This window comes from Alphaproteobacteria bacterium, from assembly GCA_025210155.1.
GTDB lineage: Bacteria > Pseudomonadota > Alphaproteobacteria > Rs-D84 > CASDRH01 > JAOASE01.
Genome location: JAOASE010000010.1, coordinates 146486 through 164752 on the forward strand (window position 1 = coordinate 146486; position 18267 = coordinate 164752).

General features: G+C 31.8%; 20 protein-coding genes. 10 read left to right on the forward strand and 10 right to left on the reverse strand.

The genetic code is table 11. The annotated features are described in order from the left end of the window. Positions 1–67: 67 nt before the first annotated feature. The 3 genes from N4A44_04245 to N4A44_04255 all read right to left on the reverse strand — a co-directional run bounded on the left by N4A44_04245 (position 68) and on the right by N4A44_04255 (position 4011). On the reverse strand, positions 68–811 hold the full coding sequence (locus N4A44_04245) for a hypothetical protein (protein MCT4552852.1): 744 nt from the start codon (positions 809–811) through the stop codon (positions 68–70). A 91-nt stretch (positions 812–902) separates the two neighbouring features. Next, positions 903–1448, reverse strand: a complete 546-nt coding sequence (locus tag N4A44_04250) for a hypothetical protein (GenBank protein ID MCT4552853.1) — start codon at positions 1446–1448, stop codon at positions 903–905. A 352-nt stretch (positions 1449–1800) separates the two neighbouring features. Continuing rightward, entirely contained in the window at positions 1801–4011 is a 2211-nt protein-coding gene (locus tag N4A44_04255) for a RelA/SpoT family protein (protein MCT4552854.1), read from the reverse strand. Positions 4012–4182: 171 nt separating this feature from the next. Between N4A44_04255 and N4A44_04260 the strand changes: the two genes are divergently transcribed. Beyond that, on the forward strand, positions 4183–4767 hold the full coding sequence (locus N4A44_04260; protein MCT4552855.1) for a hypothetical protein: 585 nt from the start codon (positions 4183–4185) through the stop codon (positions 4765–4767). Between the two features lie 105 nt (positions 4768–4872). Here N4A44_04260 and N4A44_04265 read toward each other — a convergent pair whose 3' ends face one another. Continuing rightward, positions 4873–7482, reverse strand: coding sequence for a DEAD/DEAH box helicase family protein (locus N4A44_04265; GenBank protein ID MCT4552856.1), 2610 nt, complete (start codon positions 7480–7482; stop codon positions 4873–4875). Between the two features lie 517 nt (positions 7483–7999). Here N4A44_04265 and rpsB point away from each other — a divergent pair. Both rpsB and tsf read left to right on the forward strand, forming a co-directional pair. Then, positions 8000–8749 carry a 30S ribosomal protein S2 gene (gene rpsB / locus N4A44_04270; protein ID MCT4552857.1) on the forward strand — a complete coding sequence of 250 codons (750 nt, stop codon included), beginning with the start codon at positions 8000–8002 and terminating at the stop codon, positions 8747–8749. 297 nt (positions 8750–9046) lie between these two features. Continuing rightward, positions 9047–9916: a translation elongation factor Ts gene (tsf, locus tag N4A44_04275; GenBank protein ID MCT4552858.1), complete on the forward strand. Its 870-nt coding sequence runs from the start codon at positions 9047–9049 to the stop codon at positions 9914–9916. Positions 9917–9973: 57 nt separating this feature from the next. Here tsf and N4A44_04280 read toward each other — a convergent pair whose 3' ends face one another. Continuing rightward, complete coding sequence (locus tag N4A44_04280; protein ID MCT4552859.1) at positions 9974–10426, reverse strand: hypothetical protein; 453 nt, start codon at positions 10424–10426, stop codon at positions 9974–9976. Between the two features lie 75 nt (positions 10427–10501). After that, positions 10502–11854, reverse strand: coding sequence for a sodium:solute symporter family protein (locus N4A44_04285; protein MCT4552860.1), 1353 nt, complete (start codon positions 11852–11854; stop codon positions 10502–10504). Between the two features lie 131 nt (positions 11855–11985). Between N4A44_04285 and def the strand changes: the two genes are divergently transcribed. Both def and fmt read left to right on the forward strand, forming a co-directional pair. Then, positions 11986–12567 (forward strand): peptide deformylase, encoded by a 582-nt coding sequence (gene def / locus N4A44_04290; protein MCT4552861.1) that lies wholly within the window; start codon positions 11986–11988, stop codon positions 12565–12567. Between the two features lie 9 nt (positions 12568–12576). Then, positions 12577–13515 carry a methionyl-tRNA formyltransferase gene (gene fmt, locus N4A44_04295; GenBank protein MCT4552862.1) on the forward strand — a complete coding sequence of 313 codons (939 nt, stop codon included), beginning with the start codon at positions 12577–12579 and terminating at the stop codon, positions 13513–13515. A 43-nt stretch (positions 13516–13558) separates the two neighbouring features. Here the strand turns inward: fmt and N4A44_04300 are convergent, their stop codons facing one another. Further along, on the reverse strand, positions 13559–13921 hold the full coding sequence (locus tag N4A44_04300; GenBank protein ID MCT4552863.1) for a hypothetical protein: 363 nt from the start codon (positions 13919–13921) through the stop codon (positions 13559–13561). 159 nt (positions 13922–14080) lie between these two features. Between N4A44_04300 and truA the strand changes: the two genes are divergently transcribed. From truA to N4A44_04325, 5 genes are all read left to right on the forward strand, one after another. After that, complete coding sequence (gene truA / locus N4A44_04305; protein MCT4552864.1) at positions 14081–14842, forward strand: tRNA pseudouridine(38-40) synthase TruA; 762 nt, start codon at positions 14081–14083, stop codon at positions 14840–14842. A 269-nt stretch (positions 14843–15111) separates the two neighbouring features. After that, complete coding sequence (locus tag N4A44_04310) at positions 15112–15681, forward strand: hypothetical protein (GenBank protein ID MCT4552865.1); 570 nt, start codon at positions 15112–15114, stop codon at positions 15679–15681. A 12-nt stretch (positions 15682–15693) separates the two neighbouring features. Then, positions 15694–16062, forward strand: a complete 369-nt coding sequence (locus N4A44_04315) for an outer membrane protein assembly factor BamE (protein ID MCT4552866.1) — start codon at positions 15694–15696, stop codon at positions 16060–16062. 196 nt (positions 16063–16258) lie between these two features. Continuing rightward, positions 16259–16741 (forward strand): peptidylprolyl isomerase, encoded by a 483-nt coding sequence (locus N4A44_04320; GenBank protein MCT4552867.1) that lies wholly within the window; start codon positions 16259–16261, stop codon positions 16739–16741. A gap of 144 nt (positions 16742–16885) precedes the next feature. Then, positions 16886–17218 (forward strand): hypothetical protein, encoded by a 333-nt coding sequence (locus tag N4A44_04325; protein MCT4552868.1) that lies wholly within the window; start codon positions 16886–16888, stop codon positions 17216–17218. A 50-nt stretch (positions 17219–17268) separates the two neighbouring features. Here N4A44_04325 and N4A44_04330 read toward each other — a convergent pair whose 3' ends face one another. The 3 genes from N4A44_04330 to N4A44_04340 form a co-directional block, all read right to left on the reverse strand. Further along, positions 17269–17460 carry a hypothetical protein gene (locus N4A44_04330; GenBank protein MCT4552869.1) on the reverse strand — a complete coding sequence of 64 codons (192 nt, stop codon included), beginning with the start codon at positions 17458–17460 and terminating at the stop codon, positions 17269–17271. Positions 17461–17607: 147 nt separating this feature from the next. Next, positions 17608–17835 (reverse strand): hypothetical protein, encoded by a 228-nt coding sequence (locus N4A44_04335; protein ID MCT4552870.1) that lies wholly within the window; start codon positions 17833–17835, stop codon positions 17608–17610. A 295-nt stretch (positions 17836–18130) separates the two neighbouring features. Then, positions 18131–18267 (reverse strand): 30S ribosomal protein S7 (locus N4A44_04340; protein ID MCT4552871.1); only part of this gene is annotated, 137 nt, incomplete at its 5' end.

The following is an 18267-nucleotide window of genomic DNA, read 5'->3' on the forward strand; positions in this document are numbered from 1 at the left end:
ATAATTCTCCAACTTAAAATTATAGAGAAAGTATACCACAAAAACGAAGTTTAATCAAATTTTTAAATTAAAAAACTATAGGATTTTTCTTTAGATATTCAACAGACCTATCTACATAGTCCTTAAACGATTTCCTACCAATCCAAAAGCCCTTAAAGACATCCTCATGTTCTACCAAACAAGTATAAGGAGTATTCTTAAACCAATTAATATTTATGTCTCTTTCTTTTACATCTGGAAACATATCATATAAAACACTATCTCTCATAATAAATGATGCTGTAATTTCAGCAAAACCCCAAACATCCCAAGCACTAGCGACATCTTCTTCAGAATAATAATCACGAACAAACTTAAATGTATGAGAAAGTAAAATTTCAAAAGCTGTCATATATTGCTCTTCCCACAACAACATAACATTCCTTCTTATAGTAGCATATTCATTCCAAGCAGAAGTAGTCAAATGCATAGAAACATGACACTTATATTCACATAATTCTTTATCTGTAATTTCAAAAACTCTTTTAGCAAATTTAGTAGAAATACCCTTCCATAATTTTTCATTATGGTTTTGAGCAGCTCTGTAAAAATCTATTTCTTCAGCTATATCATATTCTCTATCCATAAAATCAAATAACTGTTTCTTTGCGCCTTCTTTCTTATCTACCATATCTTTAACAATATGAAGAGGTAATTTATAATAAACAGATCTATCTATCCAACCATCTGGAGAAGAATTTTGAAAAAAATTAAATACAGAATGCTTATCCTCTTCCCTATCTCTAAAAAAAGTAATATTAAATTTTGACATTAAAACCTCCTTACAAATTTAAATAAATTTACACTTAAAACAAATAAATTACAAACAAAAAAAGCAGTGGTTTTCACCACCGCCATATTCTTTAAATAAGAGTTCTATTTTCAATAAGAGCTTTTAAATCTCTATGAGACTTGCCAACGTGCCTCCTATTTATCCCAATAAATTTTATATCAAGATTATTTTCATCTAAAAGCTTCTTAAGTTCTTGAATATAAACTCCGGACAAATTAATCATACCTTTATTAGTATATTGATAATTCACAGAACAAGATGGAGACATTTCTATTCCCATAATAGCCAAAATATTATAACCATTTTCAAGAATACCCTTAATCATATCTAAAACATCTTCAGCCAATTTAGAACATAATTTTCTGAACTCAGGAGTGTTATACTCCTTATAGCCCATAGGTTCTCTCGACAATCCTTTTTTCCAGCCATTAAATTGAGACTCAGGACAAGGCATCTGAATTATATTAATATCTGAATTAGAAAGCTCATCCACTAAAGGTTTTATAGTCGCTTTCCAATCAAACCTAACAATACCTTTAGCTTGAAATGCCTGGCAAAGAATACAAAAAGGAACAAGAACTATGTCCTTACTTCTTTTATCTTCAGTCTTTTCCATATTAAAACTCCCCAATTATTAAAAAACTCATACAACACAATTAAACAAATATTTTATATAAAGCTTCCTTCTCTGAAAAGTTTCAACACAAAGATTTGGTTACTTTTGATTTGGATGTTTCTTAAAATGATTTCGCAGTGTATATATAATACATAAGATAATCATTTATAAGGAACAAATATTCAAAATTCCCAAATCCCTAATATTACAAAAACTTAACCACCGTAATTAAACAAGTATTTTGTGCGAGTGGAAGCAAAAATGCTTGAGAATTTTGGTGTCGTGTATAAGTAATACTCGACTGCCAAAAATCGAAAGTGTTTGTTGCAATCAATCGTGCAAAAGACGCCGTTTAATTTGAGAAGCGGTCTGCAATCTTTATAGACTTCAACCCTCTCATAGCATGTAAAATCCTATTAAGATGATCTCTATTCTTAACCTCAATATCTACATACATTTCAACGAATGAATCCGACTTATAAAGTATCTTAACGTTACCCATATTACTTTCCATCTTAGAAAGCAACGAAGACACATCCATAAAGATTTTTTGATAATCCGCAACCACAAAAATCCTAGCCTGATACGACTTCATAGGTATAGTATCCTCAGCCCAATTCAACGAAATCAATGAATTGTCATTTTCCTTAGCCAACACCTTACAATTAGCCCTATGAATTGCAATATCTTTCCCGGTATTTACAACTCCTACAATTGGCTCATCAGGAATAGGATAGCAACATTTAGAAAATGTAATAGGAATATCCATCAAGTTCTTCGACGTAGCTTTTTCCAAAGACGATAAGCTAGAAGAATTAAGCACGTTAATATTCTCTTCTAAATCCTTATCCTTAGAAAATTGTTTCATCTTTTTCTTAGTATCTTTAGTCTCAGGATAAATATATTGAAGAACAGTATCTACCTTCAAATTCCCAGCACCAATCTTCAAATAAACATCTTCATGCGACGGATGCCCTAAAATAGTAGCATAAGAATCCACCTGCTTATCAGTCAACTTCAACTTATTATCACTAGCAACCCTAAACAACTTCGCTTTACCACTAGCAATAATCTCACCCTTCCTAGACTCAGTCAAATACTTCTTAATATAAGTCTTCGCCTTAGAAGTCTTCACAAACCTCAACCACTCATCAACAGGCTTCTGCTTAGAAGAAGTAATAATCTCAATACTATCACCAGTCTTCACAATATACTTAATATTCTTAGTAACCCTGTTAACCTTCGCAGCCAAACAAGTGTTCCCTACCACCGAATGAATAGCATATGCAAAGTCCAAAACCGTAGCCCCTTCAGGCAGCGTAATCACATCCCCATTCGGAGTAAACGCAAACACAGAATCCGAGAACAACGTCAGCTTAGCACTCTTCAACGCCTCTTCTCTATCCCAAGATTTCTTAACCGAATGAACAACATCCTTCACCCAAGCTAACTCTTTCCTATCCTTCTCACCAGTAGCACCTTCTTTATACAACCAATGCGCAGCGATACCATAATTAGCTACATCATCCATCTCCTTAGTCCTAATCTGTATCTCAATCATCTGGTTCTTAGCACCAAACACAACGGTATGCAACGACTGATAATCATTCGCCTTAGGAAAAGAAATATAATCCTTAAATCTACCCGGCACAGACTTATACTCCGAGTGCAACACCCCTAACATCTTATAGCAATCTTCCACTGAATTCACAATAAACCTGAAGGCAACGATATCATAAATCTTATCGAACGACACACCCTTCTTATTCATCTTCTGCCAAATAGAATAAGGAGACTTCTCCCTACCAACAATCTTACAATCCACATTATGCTTATTAGCCAACCCTTGCAGCTCATCAATAATATCTTTTATATAGCCCTGTCCACCTTCTCTAATATCTTCAAGATGTTTACAAATTTCATTAAAAGAATCCTCATAAAGCCACTTCACACATAGATTACCATACTCTATCTTCAGCTCTTCCATACCAATTCTTTCTGCAAGAGGGAAATACACTTCCAACGCCTGAAAAGCTTTTCTCTTTCTCTTCTCAGCAGGCAAATGCGCAAGAGTCCTCAACGAATGCAACCTATCAAACAACTTAATAATCAGCACCCTAATATCCACCGCCATAGCAAACAACAACTTCACATAATTTCTAAGCTGCTTCTGCTCTTTCGACTTAAAATCAATATTAGTAATATTCGTCACACCCTTCACAATAAACGCAACATCATCACCAAACTTCTTCTTAATATCCACATTACTAGTATCAGTATCTTCCACTACGTCATGCAACAACGCCGCCATAATAGTAGTAATATCCATATGATAATCAGCAGCCAAATTAGCAATATACACTGGGTGGATAAAGTAAGGCTCACCACTTCTTCTATACTGCCCTTCATGCTTGTCATGAGCATACCAGAAAGCATCGGACAACAACTTCTCATCATCCTTATCAAACATCAAATTATAGGCTTTAATTTTTCCTAATAATGTATTTAAATCTTTCTTAAAATCGAACTCTTGATTTACTTCTTGCTCTACTACTTTTTGCATCAACAATGACCCTTTCGAAACTATTTCAAATATCTTAATAATAAACTATACCCAATCTCTGCAAAATTACAAGAAAGAAAAACCCTCACCCAAACACTTTTTTCTTGACAAATATTTTATATATAATAATGTTTTGTTAAATAAAGTGAATAATTTAAACCTATAATACATATGAACAAAGCAAAACAAAAAAAGTTAGTCACCGCATATTTCAACAATGATGTAGACTATTTATCAGGGATTGAAGAATTAAAACAATTAGATTTGTTATCCTTCAGATTTAAAAGAAAGTTATTCTTTGAAAATCAGAAAATAACCAACGCTATTTTTCATCTTATAAAAGACAAAGAAGTTCTAAACGATTTTCTTCCAGAAATTTACAGATGGAGCCCAGATAAAATTAATAAGATTTTTATCACTAAAAACTCAGTAAACCCAGAAGGTTTAAAAAAGTTTTTACTTAAAAGTCCTTATGTTAGTATAAGAAGGTTATGTCTAGAAAACATAAACGATTTGCAAACCCTGGCTGAAATCAAAAGTGAATATCAAAACGCTGCTAAAATAAAAGGTAACGCAAAAAATAACATTTTAGAGCTAGTAGACGAAAAGATTTCCACGTTACAAAAGGATAAAAACATTGAATTACCTAAAGATGTAACATCAAAGGAAAACCTAAGTCTAGAAGACCTTTCACAGATAATAAACTCATTATCGAAGGAAGATAAGAAGAATTTATTAATGCTGTGTATAGACTAACAAAACACAAGAAGCTTAGCCCCAAAAGGTTTAAGCTTCTTTTTTATTCCTAAACAATTTCATTTATATAAAAAAGAGGATTTTCACCCCCTCTTTTATTTAGCCTTACTGAACTTCATCATTTTCAGATTTACCTTTTTGCCTAAGCTTATTATCCTGATCACCCTTCAACTTATCAAACTCCTCGTCAATAGAATCTTTCTGTGCACTTTCAATAGCTCCAATCTGCTCAGACTTTAAAACATTAATATATCCATAGTCATAAAGAACCTCAGCCACACCTTCTTTTTTACGAGACCCCAACCAATTACTTACTGTCGAATTACTCAAAACACATCCAGTATCTAGTTTAGCTATTTCTTTTGAAAAACTATTTCTTCTTAACTTTTGTAATTTTTTCTTTTCTTCTATATTTTCAGGTTTTTCCAATTCTTCTAATATTTTTTTTAATATAGTAAAAGCAAAATTTACATCCGTCACATTTTCATAACCGTAGTTATTTAAAAGTTCGAACAAACCTGCTTTTTCCCTTCTCAACCAATCAACAACTGTTGAATTACTCAAAAAACATCTAGTATCTAACTTAGCTATTTCTTTTGAAAAATTCTTTTTAGATAAAGATTGTAACTTTTTCTTTTCTTCTATATTTTCAGGTTTTTCTAACCCTTCCAATATTTTCTTGAAAGTAGTAAATGCAAAATCAATATCGATAACATTTTCATATCCATATTGATTTAATAACTCTGCAACTCCTTCTTTGTTATTTTCTAACCAAAAACCAACTCTACTTCCTTTCAAAACACATCCAGTATCTAACTTAGCTATTTTTTTTGAAAAACTCATTCTACTTAACTTTTGAAATTCTTTCTTTTCTTCTATATTTTCAGGTTTTTCTAACCCTTCCAATATTTTCTTGAAAGTAGTAAATGCAAAATCAATATCGATGACATTTTCATATCCATATTGATTTAATAACTCTGCAACTCCTTCTTTTTTGTTTATTAACCAATTATCCACTGTAGAATTACTCAAAACACATCCAGCATCCAGCTTAGCTATTTTTTTTGAAAAACTCTTTCTTCTTAACTTTTGCAATTCTTTCTTTTCTTCTATATTTTCAGGTTTTTCCAATTCTTCCAATATTTCCTTAAATCTTTCAAATGAAGTTTCAAAATTACTTTTATTAAACCCAACACTTTTTTCTATCTCTGTAAAAAACAGCCCTGTATCTTCTAAATCCACAGCTTCCACAAAAGATAAATCAAATCCCTTATAAGAAATTCTTTCTTCTGCATCTCCAGTAAGGTCAGAAGAATCAACTCCATCCTCACTCTCAGCCATAGATTTTCTCTTAGCTTTAACTTCTTCAGCAATTCTTTCATCTGAACTTGCTAAAGCTTTTAATACTGTAATAATATTTTTAAAATTACCTTCATCAATTTTACTTTCTAAAGAACTATCATCGCTATGAAGCATAGGTAAAATAATATAACCCAACTCTTTTTCCAAGGCCTTTCTCATTGCTCTACCAACAGCTTGAACAATAGCAATTATTGAAGTCTTATTATCACTAAAAAACACAGCATCAGTAGCTGGAACATCAATACCTTCAGTCAAGCAATTACAATTAGTAATAATAGATTTTTCACCTTTTGCAGCATATTTATCCATCTCATCATTTCTTTGATCTGCCTTCATCTTTCCATTTACATGAGAAGTATTTAAATCTTCAATATCTATATGCTCTTTAAATAAATTTATCTTTTCAAAAAAGCTTTTTGCATTAGCGACATCAGAATGGAAAGAAATAGTCTTTTTAATTCCATATTCTTTCATAGCTTTATGTAAAGCATAAACATAATAAAATTCTTTAACTAACAAATCATTGTGAATACCGTGTTCTTGGAAATACTCTTCAAGAAAAACCTTCTCATCCCTAGTAATACCAACTGCAATAATCTTATAATCTGAAATTATATCGTTCTCTATAGCATATCTATAAGTCATATGATAAAACTCTTTACCATAAACCTCTTCATTATCCATACTATAAATCATTTCATTACCATCATCAGCAAAAGTTTGCTTTTCTACCTTAGGAGTAGCAGTCAAAAACACTCTCTTATCAACTGGAATATATTCATCTCTCAAAGGATAATTATAATAATTTAAATCATTTGTTCTCGTAGCTGTCTTATGCGCCTCATCAATCATAGATAAATCAAATTTAAAACCTTCCGGTAAACTCTCCACAGCATTAACTATCTGCTCACTTGAATTATAAGTAGAATAAATCAATTTAGGTTTTCCATCATTTTCCTTATTCAAAAACTCAACAATATCATCTGAATTAGTAGTAACCTTTGAAGCATCATCAACTTCACTAATTTCTATTTCAACTTCGTCTTCTTCATTCAAATTAGAATCATCAACAGATTTATCAGAACAAACACATAAATAATCAAAATCCACATCTGAATATTTCTTAAAATTATCTTTAGTTTGTTTTAACAAATTCAAACTAGGTACAAACACAACAGTAGTATCTGGCAATCTATCTTCCCAAATAGCAATAGAAGTAACTGTTTTACCAGTACCACACGGTTTAATCAACTGACCTCTATCATTATTTTCAAAATATTCTCTAGATGCTGCAACAGCTTCTACTTGATCATCTCTTAACTCAAAATTTTTATCATTGATAATTTTTTTCATAACATATTACCTAGTTTTATTATTTTGTGATAAATTTTATCTCAACACCTTTTATTTATCAAGTTATTTGTCAATAATGTTTAAATATCTATCCTCAAAAAACATTTTTGCTCAAAATCGACACTTTTTTAGTCTAAATCGGGACTTTTTTACTCAAATTAGAGACTTTTTTGCTCTAAAAACGCACTAAATTTTCCGAAATCCCCCAATTTTTACGAAACCATTCCTAAAATAACAAACTAAATCCACCCAAATTAACACCATTTTCACCCCTATTTTTCTGAATAATTTCCTAGAAAAAATAAGTCTTGACTTGTTAAAAATCTCATTATATAATCCCTGTAATTAAACAAAAAACCGTGTTAATCACTATGGTTAAATCGAGATATTAGTTTCATTCGAAACGTTTACATATTTCTTTCTTTCCTTTCAGTGTATGTTCAATCTAAGCCATTGAATATACTAAAGATTAACATTAGAACAACTGATAAAAAACATAAAGAAAGGAGTCATTAAAATGGCATTACCTAAATTTACAATTAAAGACTTAATGGAAGCTGGCGTACACTTCGGACACACTAAAAGAAGATGGAACCCTGCAATGAAAAACTTCATCTATGGAACAAGAGATGGCGTTCACATTATAGACTTACAAAAAACTGCTCCAATGTTATTGAAAGCAATGTACTTAACAAAAGAAATCGCATCTAAAGGTGGTAAAGTTCTTTTCGTTGGTACTAAAAAACAAGCACAACCAATCGTTCAAAAATACGCAGAATTGTGCGGCGGACACTACGTTAACCACAGATGGTTAGGTGGTATGTTCACTAACTGGAAAACAGTTTCAAAATCATTAAACAAGCTAAACAAAATCGAAAAAGATATTGCTAACGCTGACAAACTTGGTCTAACTAAAAAAGAAGTTCTTATGTTAGAAAGACAAAGAGTTAAACTAGAAAACGTTTTCTGTGGTATTAAAGAAATCAACGGTACTCCAGATCTAATGATCGTTATCGACACTCAAAAAGAACAATTAGCTATCGACGAAGCAAGAGTTCTAGGCGTTCCTGTAATTGGTATCTGTGATACTAACTCACAAATCGACGAAATCGATTTCCCTGTACCAGGTAACGACGACGCTATCAGAGCTTTAGAACTTTACTGTTCTCTACTTTCTAAATCTGCTTTAGAAGGTGTTAAAGAACAAGTTAAAGCTTCAGGAAAAGACTTAGGCGCTGAAGAAGCTCCAAAAACAGAAGCTAAATAAAAGTTCAAATCCTTTTAAAAAAGGGTTGTAAATAAAACTATTACGGTTTTTAAAAAAAAAGTTTTTTACAAGTATTCTGTGCGAGTGGAAAAAAAGTAGAATTGAAAGGAAGTATAAGCGACCGCAACAATTCGTTTACGTTTTACCACAAGCAAGGATTTTAATCCGCAGTGGTGGAATTAAAAGTGCTTGAGAATTTTGGTATCGTTTATAGTTAATACTCGATCGCCAAAAATCAAAAGTGCTTCTTACAATCAATCGTGCAGAAAACACTGTAAACAAAAATGGAGAAAAAAAATGTCAATGCAAGCAATAAAAGAATTAAGAGAAACTTCTGGCGCAGGAATGCTAGATTGTAAAAAAGCTTTAACAGAAACTAACGGTGACTTAGAAGCTGCAAAAGACTGGTTAAGAAAAAAAGGTCTTGCTAAAGCTGCTAAAAAAGCTGATAGAGTTGCTGCTGAAGGTCTAGTTGCAATGAAAATCGAAGGCAACAAAGGTACTGTAGTTGAAGTTAACTCTGAAACTGACTTCGTTGCTAAAAACGAACAATTCCAAAAATTCGTATCTGAAGTAGCTAACTGTGCTTTCGACAAAGACGGTGACATTGAAGCTATCAAAGCTGAAAAAGAAACTGCAATTGCTGAAAACACTGCTTCAATCGGTGAAAAATTAGAAATCAGAAGAGCTGCTAAATTAGAAGCTGACGTTGTTACTGGTTACATCCACACTGCTACAGCAGAAGGCATGGGTAAAATCGCAGTTCTAGTTGGTGTTAACGGTGCCGCTGCTGATAAAGCAGACGAAATCAAAAAGATCGCTATGCACGTTGCTGCAGCTAACCCAATCTCAGCTACAATCGCAGAAGTTCCTGCTGAAAACGTAGAAAGAGAAAGAGCTATCTTCAAAGAACAAGCTATCGCTTCAGGCAAACCAGCTGAAATCGCTGAAAAAATGGTTGAAGGTAGAATTAGAAAATTCTACGAAGAAGTAGTTCTAGAAGAACAAACTTTCGTTATGGACACTAACAAAAAGATTAAAGATGTAATCAAAGAATTAGGTCCAGAAGCTAAATTAGTTGGTTTCGTTAAATTCACTCTAGGTGAAGGTATCGAAAAGAAAGTAGACAACTTCCAAGAAGAAGTTATGCAACAAGCTGGTCTATAATCAAACCAAACTTAAAAAATTAATCCCCGCCAATCGGCAGGGATTTTTTTATTTCTTTTAAATCTGTAGCTTAGAAACGTAAAGCTCCAAATTAGAAATATCCGCATTTAATTCTTCATTAGAAAACACGGAAATTTTCTCACTTAATTCTGAAATTAAAAATAAAGCGCCCTCTATATTTACCTCATCTTTTTCAACAAAATCCAATAAGGAAAAATAATTATGACCTAAAACAATCCAAGGGAAATCCCTATATTTAAAATGCTCTAACACGGCTCTTTCAACTTCAATAAAACCATCATCAGTCAAAAGGACATTATCTTTCAATTTATTTTCAGAAAATTTCAACAAAGCTCCAATATTTTTTATATTATTAAAAGCTAAAGTATTTATATTTCTAACTGAAATATCTAAATTACCCTTAATAGGAGTAATAAGAATATTTCTGAAAGCCTTCCTCTCTTTTAGAGAAAATCTTTTCATCTTTTTTATAATATCATTCTTATTCATATATTAAGTTGTTAATTACAAATTTTACCACTAATAAAATCCTATTATACCCAAAATCAAAAATCAAACAAAAAACTACTTCTTAACTTTATTTATAACTACGGCAAGAAATGTTCCTAAAATTATAGATACAAAAGGTATCATAATCATATAATTACCAAACCCCTTTAACGCAATCATTAAAAGTAGTAAAAGTAAATTAATAACTATAGGACAAATCGCATACCACTTATTAGCCTTAGAAAATAGCAAACCTATAATAACAATTATAGAATTTAAAAAAGTCAAAGCTGCATAAAAGTAAACAGTATGCAAAATACTCTTTATATATAAAGCAATCAAAACCATAAGACCTAAAAACAAAGGAATTAGAAGCTTAGTCCTTTTAACAAGAAGTGAATGATTAACAACCCCTCCCTTATTATCTAAAAAGATCTTATTAAAATTCATAACCGATGCAAAAACATAAGTATCAATTGAAGATAAAACTATAGATAAAACCGATATAGCAACCAACCAATGTAAACCAACAGGTATCAAATCAACCATACCTCTCAAAAAAGTAGTATCATTTATTTCCAACTCAGGGAACAACATCTTTATTCTAAAAGCAGTAAAAACTAAACAAAAGTTAAACAATATATAAAATAGAACTGAAATTTTAATTCCTCTATCAACTTCTTCAACATTCTTACTAGCAAATATCCTTTGAAAAGTTCCTTCATCTCCAAAAAAATAAAATAAAGCTACTATAAAAAATAAAAATGCTACGAAAGGATCTATATGAGTAAATTCAAGGTTACTATAAGTTTCCATTCCCCCACCAGAACCAAAAGAAAATATAGCAAGTAAAGAAAATAAGACTATAATCAAAATTCCCTGAATGAAATCTGTTTTAACAACAGATGAAAAGCCAGAAATCAATAAATAAAAACAAATAACGATTGCCATTAAAAATATAGAAATTTCGTAAGAATAGCCTATCAAAAACTCCAACATCTTTGCTCCACCAATCAATGCTACACAAGCTATCAAAAATAATGAAATTATCTGAATAACAGAAACCAAATACTTAGTCTCCACTCCAAACCTACTAGAAAGCATATCATAAAAAGTAAACCATCTTTCCTTCTTAGAAAGCTCATGTATCCTCTTAGTAAAAAACTTTATTAAAAATAGCCCCAAGGGTAATGCAAAAACAAAAGGGATCATCAACCATCCATAATTCATAATCAATGCTGAATTAGCCATTATAGTCCCACCACCTATAGCAGAAGCTAAAATAGACATAGCAACTGGAAGTCCCGAAAGTTTTCTATCAGCAATCAAGAAATCCTCATTACCTCCTCTACCTTTCCTTTTGTGCCAAAAAGCAATAAATAAAAGTAAACCCAAATATAAAACTATTGATAGTAGAATGTAATTCATAATGCCCCCTTTTATAACACCATACTTTAAAGTTAATACATAGAAATTAAAAATCAAACAAAAAACTATTTTACAAATTAAATTTTAAGTTTTATAATATCCCAAAATAACAAAGACAAACAGGTACAGATATGTTCGATAAAAGTAAATTAAAAACAGATATAGCATTAGTAATCGCCCCATCTCCAATTCTAATGGGAAAAGCAAAAGAAGTTACTGAGTTCACACCTAAGTTAAAAGACTACTTAGATGATATGTCATACATGCTAAAATCTGTAGACGGTTTAGGTCTTGCTGGTCCTCAAGCAAATCTTGATATGAGAATGTTCATAGTAGACAGAGGTCTTATTGAAACTATTGATGACAATGAACCTAAAAGCGAAATGATTTATATAGTAAATCCTGTTATCAAAAAATTATCTGACAAAAAATGTTCAATGAACGAAGGTTGTCTTTCATTACCTGACATCTATTACGATGTAGAAAGAGCTGAAGAAGTTGAGATCGAATACCAAAATGAAAAAGGTGAAAAACAAACTCTTAAAGCCAATGGACTTTTAGGACGATGTATACTTCACGAAATAGATCACCTAGAAGGAGTTCTATTCATTGATCACCTTTCAAATCTTAAAAGAAAACTTTCATTAACTAAAATGGAAAAGATCAAAAAAAGACTTCTTAAAAACCAAGAAAACCAAGGCAGAATTAAATAGGTAAAACATATGAAAACTAGAAACCTAAATGTAATCTTCATGGGCACACCTGAATTTGCAAAAACATCTCTTGAAAAAATATATTCTGAAGGTTTCAATGTAAAAGGTATCTGGACTAAAGAACCTAAAGCTGCCAACCGTGGTAAAAAAATAGTCAAATCTCCATGCCATATTTTTGGAGAAGAAAACAACATCCCTGTATTCACACCTAAATCCCTTAGAAAAGAAGAGTCTTTCCAAGAATACAAATCATTCATAGAAGAAAACAATATCGACATTGCTGTTGTAGCAGCATACGGAATAATACTTCCTAAAAACGTTTTAGACGCCCCTAAACTAGGTTGCGTAAACATCCATGGTTCACTTCTTCCAAGATGGAGAGGCGCTGCCCCAATACACAGAGCTATAGAAGCCGGGGATAAAACAACTGGCATAACTATCATGCAAATGGATGAAGGTCTAGACACTGGAGACATGCTTATCAAAGAAGAATTAGAAATATCTCCAACTGAAACAACAGGAACACTTCATGATAAAATGGCAATCCTTGGTGGAAAAGCAATCATTAATTTCTTAAATAAAGTTGAAAATGGAGAAACTCTAACTCCTGAAAAACAAGATGATAACAAATCTTGCTACGCCGAAAAAATCCTAAAATCTGAAGCTCAAATAGACTGGAATGAACCTGCTGAAATAATAGAAAGAAAAATTAGAGCACTAAATCCATTTCCCAAAGCAGCTATGCAATTAGATGATATGAAATTAAAAGTCCTAGAAGCTACTATTTCGAATAAAACTTCAGAAAAAACTCCAGGAACAATTTCAACAACAAACGAAGAAATCAAAATAGTATGTGGTGATAAAAAAATCCTTCAAATCACAAAATTACAAAAAGAAGGTAAAAAGCCTACTGACACACAATCATTCCTAAGAGGATATAAAAAATAAAAGATTGCCCCAAAAAGGCAATCTTCTACAATAAATATTATTCTTAAACTTTAATCATCTCTCTCACGAATTTCAATTTCTCTATTTGACCATATAAGCCAGAGAAATAAAAAACAACCAACAAACCATTTACCACATAGAGATTTTTCAAAATCTCAATATCACTCGCACTCCCTGTAGAAGAATAACCGATAATCACAAAAGAAAACATAACCTTACCTAAGTTTATACAATAAGTAAGTAGTGAATGTTCTCCCTTTAACATAGCTGCATTACCCAAAAGAGCAAACAACAACATATTAAAAGATGGTAAAACACGCAATGTAAAGGAATCAAACCCTCTAACAAATGCAACAACAGTTAATAACAAAATTAACACGTTCAAAACTGGTTCATTTCTTTTCATAGTTTTTCGTTTATAACGTTAGTGCAATCCACTGTATCAGGAATATTTTCATTGTCAACAAAAAAAATAAATTCAACATTTTCAATGGCATAAAACAAAACCATTGTTTTTTCTCTACAAAAAATATAGAATACTTTAAAAATAGCAAAGGAAGTTTATATGAAATATAGATTAAACATTGAGTATTGCGGAACTAAATACTCAGGTTGGCAAAAACAACCTGACATCCAAAAAGTAAAAACTATTCAAGGAGAGCTAGAAAAAGCTATCTCTCAATTCTGCAATAAAGAAAAAGATATAGAAGTTTATGCTTGCGGTAGAACCGATGCAGGAGTTCATGCTATCTCAATGCCTGCCCACATAGAACTTAAAAACACAGACATAACACCTGAAAAATTCATCCTTGCAGCAAACGCTCTACTTAAGAAAGAAGATATATCTATAACATCTGTAGAAAAAGTCCAAGATGACTTCCACGCAAGATTTAACTGCAAAAGAAGATACTACCAATATAAAATCCTTAACCGCCCTGCTCCTTCAGCTTTAAATAAAGATAAAGCATGGTGGATACCTCAAGAACTAGATATCAAAGCAATGCAAAAAGCAGCTAAAATCCTAATAGGAAAACACGACTTCTCATCTTTCCGAGCTGCCAACTGCCAAGCTGCTAGCCCTGTAAAAACTCTAGAATACATAAAAGTATCTAAATCAAAATATGAAAAAGACGTAATAACAATAGACCTTTACGCCCCATCATTCATATACCACCAAGTTCGTAATATATCGGGAACTTTAGCTGATGTAGGAAAAGGTAAAACCTCAATCAAAGAGTTTAAAAAAATATTCAAAGCATGCGATAGAACCAAAGCTGGTATCACTGCTCCAGCTGAAGGATTATATTTCGTAAAAGCTGATTACTAATCCCACTCTCAAAAAAATTTAGAAATCTCTTACCTTCTCTAGAAAATTATGTTATACTCAAAAAAGAGAGAGGGATATTTCCCATACATAAATACTTTTACACTACTTTAAAATTTCATTACGTAATCTCTCCACCCAAAGTTTTGGATAGTTTGCGTTAGATACGAAATGAAAAGGTTCCGCAGTGTACATCAAGTACATAAGGGTTCTTTTCATAAAGTAGATAATGTAAAATATACGAAACCTTAATCTTATAAAGGACACTCACCATGGAGTTTAAATTAGTATACAAAGGTGAAATGAAAACTCACCCAAAACACAGAAAACACTATATTCATGACATTAGATTATTGTTCCACGAACAACTTAAAAACCTAGTTAAAATTCCTCCATTTTCAGAACTAAAAAAATTCATTAACCCAGATGATGCTAAATTCTTCGAAATGCACGGACGACGCCCTAAAAACATAGTTAAAAAAATGAATGGAGTAGAATTCGTTCCTATCATTTCACCAGAAATGGATCTATTAGCTGAAATAGATATAGAAATACTTCATCCAGAACTTCTAGGAACTGCAAGAGCAGATATTGATAACAGATTAAAAACATTATTAGACACTCTTAAACGTCCTCAAAACCCAATGGAAATTCCAAGAGAACAACCTAAGGGAGCTAGAATTTATACTCTATTAGACGATGATAAAATGATTACTAAATTAAACGTAAACACATCTCATCTATTAATAGAAGAAGTTGCTCCAGATGAAATCTTTATGATGATTAATGTTAAAGTAGTAGCCTCTAAAGGTACTTTCGACAACATCCATCTAGTAGTATAAGGAAAACATATTATGAAAAAAATTACACTAAGCATAATAGCTTTATTAACAGTAACAGCTTGCCAACCTCAAAACTCTGAGAACAAGCAAGGCTTCTTATCAAGCATATTCACTCCTGACAATATTGTAAAAGGAATTAACCTTAGTACTAAAATTAAAAAAGATATGACTAAGGAAGAAGTTCTAAGCCTTATGGGTATTCCTACTTCTACAGAACAATTCAAAGGTAGTGAATACATGATGTACAATTCTGACTTACTTCCTGAACTAGACCAAGACTACTTCGTTGAACTAGGATCTGACCAAATGGTAAAAAGCTTCGGATTAGTAGACAATCCATACTCTGGATTACCTCTTGAAATTTACAAAGCTTATAAATAAAAATCAAAGGAGTTCAATAGAACTTCTTTTTTTAAAACAAACATTGATTTTAATATAACAACCGACTAAAATATAAATAATCTACTTTAGAAACATGGAGGAAATTATGAAAAAAATTCTAGTAACTCTTTCTGTACTAGCTATGCTAACAGGATGTAAAAAAGATAAAATTAACGAACAAGAAAAAGGAAACAATATGAAACCAGAAATCTTAATGACAGTTGAATCTAACTCTGGAGAAGAGCTAGGTAAAATGAAAATTGAACTATACAAAGATATAGCTCCAAACCACGTTGAAAGAATCCTAACTCTTTCAGAACAAGGTTTTTACAATGGATTAACTTTCCATAGAGTTATAGAAAACTTCATGGTTCAAGCTGGTTGTCCTCTAGGAAACGGAACAGGCGGTTCAGAACTACCTAACCTTGTTGCAGAATTTAATGAAATGAAACATACAAGAGGCGTTCTATCTATGGCAAGAGCAATGGATCCAAACAGTGCTAACAGCCAATTCTTCATCATGCTAGACGATGCTCCTCACCTAGACGGTGAATACACTGCATTCGGTAAAGTAATCGAAGGTGAAGAAACTCTAGATAAAATTATGAGAGGTAACCCATACGACAACGGAATGGTTACAGAACCTTCAAAAATAAAAAGCATTGAAATAGTTAAATAACAATTTCAACTTTAGAAAAATAATTTTCTACTATCCCGGGTTGCGAAAGCAATACCGGGATATATTATAATATAAAACATAGCTTGACATGAACGAACCTTAAAATATATAATAACGACCGATAAAATTTTAAACCTGAAAAAAATGTTAGTACACTTTAAGTTTCATGATCTGCCTAAAACTGGTCAATTTGTAGAAGACAAGAATTGTAAAATTCTTCAAATTCAAAAAGAGATTAAAGTTATAGCGCCACAAGAAAAAATATTTTTAAAAAATGAAAGAGATAGAAAAAAAAGGATATCTCTATATGGTTGGTTCAAGAGGGAAATTAATAATTTCGTAATCTATGAACGAGAATCATCTGTTGCGGCTGAAAACAGAAATGTATTTTTAGCTGCTAAAATTGAAGTTGAATATGCCCCTGACGAATGTAAAGAATGGTATGCATGGGAGGGGGTATTTATCGGCGTAAAATAAAAAGACAAAAGAGGTGGAATTTTACTTCACCTCTTTTTTCCATCCAAATCTTAGCTCAAACCCTTCTCTAACACACTATCTTCAACAACACCATCACTCGTCACACTAAGACCCTTTTCTTCTGCAGTCGAAGCCTCTTTTTTTTCCCAACTAAAAACTATTGGAGTATAAGGCTCTTCGTCACCCATAGGCAACTTCTCGGGGTATCCCTTTCCGTAAATTCCCATATTTTCCCAATTCATTTAAAAGTTATACCTATCTAAATAGTAAAATAAATCTTTCATCAAAACAAATCAAAAACCCAAATTAAATCTTTAAATATTTTTTGATAATAAAAAAAGAAGCTCTATTTCTAGAACTTCCTTAATTAATTTTTTAAACTAGATATACTAGTTTTTTCTCGAATCCTTAACATCCTGCACCAATGTTTTAAGGATATCTTCATGCTCAATTTCTTTCCAAAGAGCATCGACATCCACAGGTTTATAACCTTCTTCAGGAACTCTACATTCCCTAGAAATTTTGCCAAGATCCATTCCTGGAACAGGAACCATCTTACTTTGCCTACCTCCAGTATTAGTACCTACTAAAGCAGCTTGATTAGAATCTGAATTCATTATATGTATATGTTAGAATTTTCACGTTTAAAACTTAAGTTACTTATGTAAGGTAGTAATAAAAATTTCCTAAGTCAAGAAAAAATATAAATCCTAACCACCCCCCTTTTCCACAAAGAGATTCAATAAAAAAACCTCCGAAAAAATCGAAGGTCTTTATTATCTCATTAAACAAGTATTTTAAGAATTTAGATTGTAAAGCAGAAATTAAAATTAAGGGAGCGTATAAATAATACGTGACCGCAAATTTTAGATTTCTCTATTTGCAATATAAAACTTAAAAGACGATGTTTAATTACCACTTGAAGTGAGAGAAAGCTTTATTAGCTTCTGCCATCTTATGCGTATCTTGTCTTTTCTTGATTGAGTTACCAGAATCATTCATGATATCCATTAACTCTTTGAAAAGTCTTTCCGCCATAGTATTTTCAC

Bases quoted from the DNA above. Each gene is read 5' to 3' on its own strand.
- N4A44_04245 (MCT4552852.1), bottom strand. From the start codon at position 811: ATGTCAAAATTTAATATTACTTTTTTTAGAGATAGGGAAGAGGATAAG.
- N4A44_04250 (MCT4552853.1), bottom strand. From the start codon at position 1,448: ATGGAAAAGACTGAAGATAAAAGAAGTAAGGACATAGTTCTTGTTCCT.
- N4A44_04255 (MCT4552854.1), bottom strand. From the start codon at position 4,011: ATGCAAAAAGTAGTAGAGCAAGAAGTAAATCAAGAGTTCGATTTTAAG.
- N4A44_04260 (MCT4552855.1), top strand. From the start codon at position 4,183: ATGAACAAAGCAAAACAAAAAAAGTTAGTCACCGCATATTTCAACAAT.
- N4A44_04265 (MCT4552856.1), bottom strand. From the start codon at position 7,482: ATGAAAAAAATTATCAATGATAAAAATTTTGAGTTAAGAGATGATCAA.
- rpsB (MCT4552857.1), top strand. From the start codon at position 8,000: ATGGCATTACCTAAATTTACAATTAAAGACTTAATGGAAGCTGGCGTA.
- tsf (MCT4552858.1), top strand. From the start codon at position 9,047: ATGTCAATGCAAGCAATAAAAGAATTAAGAGAAACTTCTGGCGCAGGA.
- N4A44_04280 (MCT4552859.1), bottom strand. From the start codon at position 10,426: ATGAATAAGAATGATATTATAAAAAAGATGAAAAGATTTTCTCTAAAA.
- N4A44_04285 (MCT4552860.1), bottom strand. From the start codon at position 11,854: ATGAATTACATTCTACTATCAATAGTTTTATATTTGGGTTTACTTTTA.
- def (MCT4552861.1), top strand. From the start codon at position 11,986: ATGTTCGATAAAAGTAAATTAAAAACAGATATAGCATTAGTAATCGCC.
- fmt (MCT4552862.1), top strand. From the start codon at position 12,577: ATGAAAACTAGAAACCTAAATGTAATCTTCATGGGCACACCTGAATTT.
- N4A44_04300 (MCT4552863.1), bottom strand. From the start codon at position 13,921: ATGAAAAGAAATGAACCAGTTTTGAACGTGTTAATTTTGTTATTAACT.
- truA (MCT4552864.1), top strand. From the start codon at position 14,081: ATGAAATATAGATTAAACATTGAGTATTGCGGAACTAAATACTCAGGT.
- N4A44_04310 (MCT4552865.1), top strand. From the start codon at position 15,112: ATGGAGTTTAAATTAGTATACAAAGGTGAAATGAAAACTCACCCAAAA.
- N4A44_04315 (MCT4552866.1), top strand. From the start codon at position 15,694: ATGAAAAAAATTACACTAAGCATAATAGCTTTATTAACAGTAACAGCT.
- N4A44_04320 (MCT4552867.1), top strand. From the start codon at position 16,259: ATGAAACCAGAAATCTTAATGACAGTTGAATCTAACTCTGGAGAAGAG.
- N4A44_04325 (MCT4552868.1), top strand. From the start codon at position 16,886: ATGTTAGTACACTTTAAGTTTCATGATCTGCCTAAAACTGGTCAATTT.
- N4A44_04330 (MCT4552869.1), bottom strand. From the start codon at position 17,460: ATGAATTGGGAAAATATGGGAATTTACGGAAAGGGATACCCCGAGAAG.
- N4A44_04335 (MCT4552870.1), bottom strand. From the start codon at position 17,835: ATGAATTCAGATTCTAATCAAGCTGCTTTAGTAGGTACTAATACTGGA.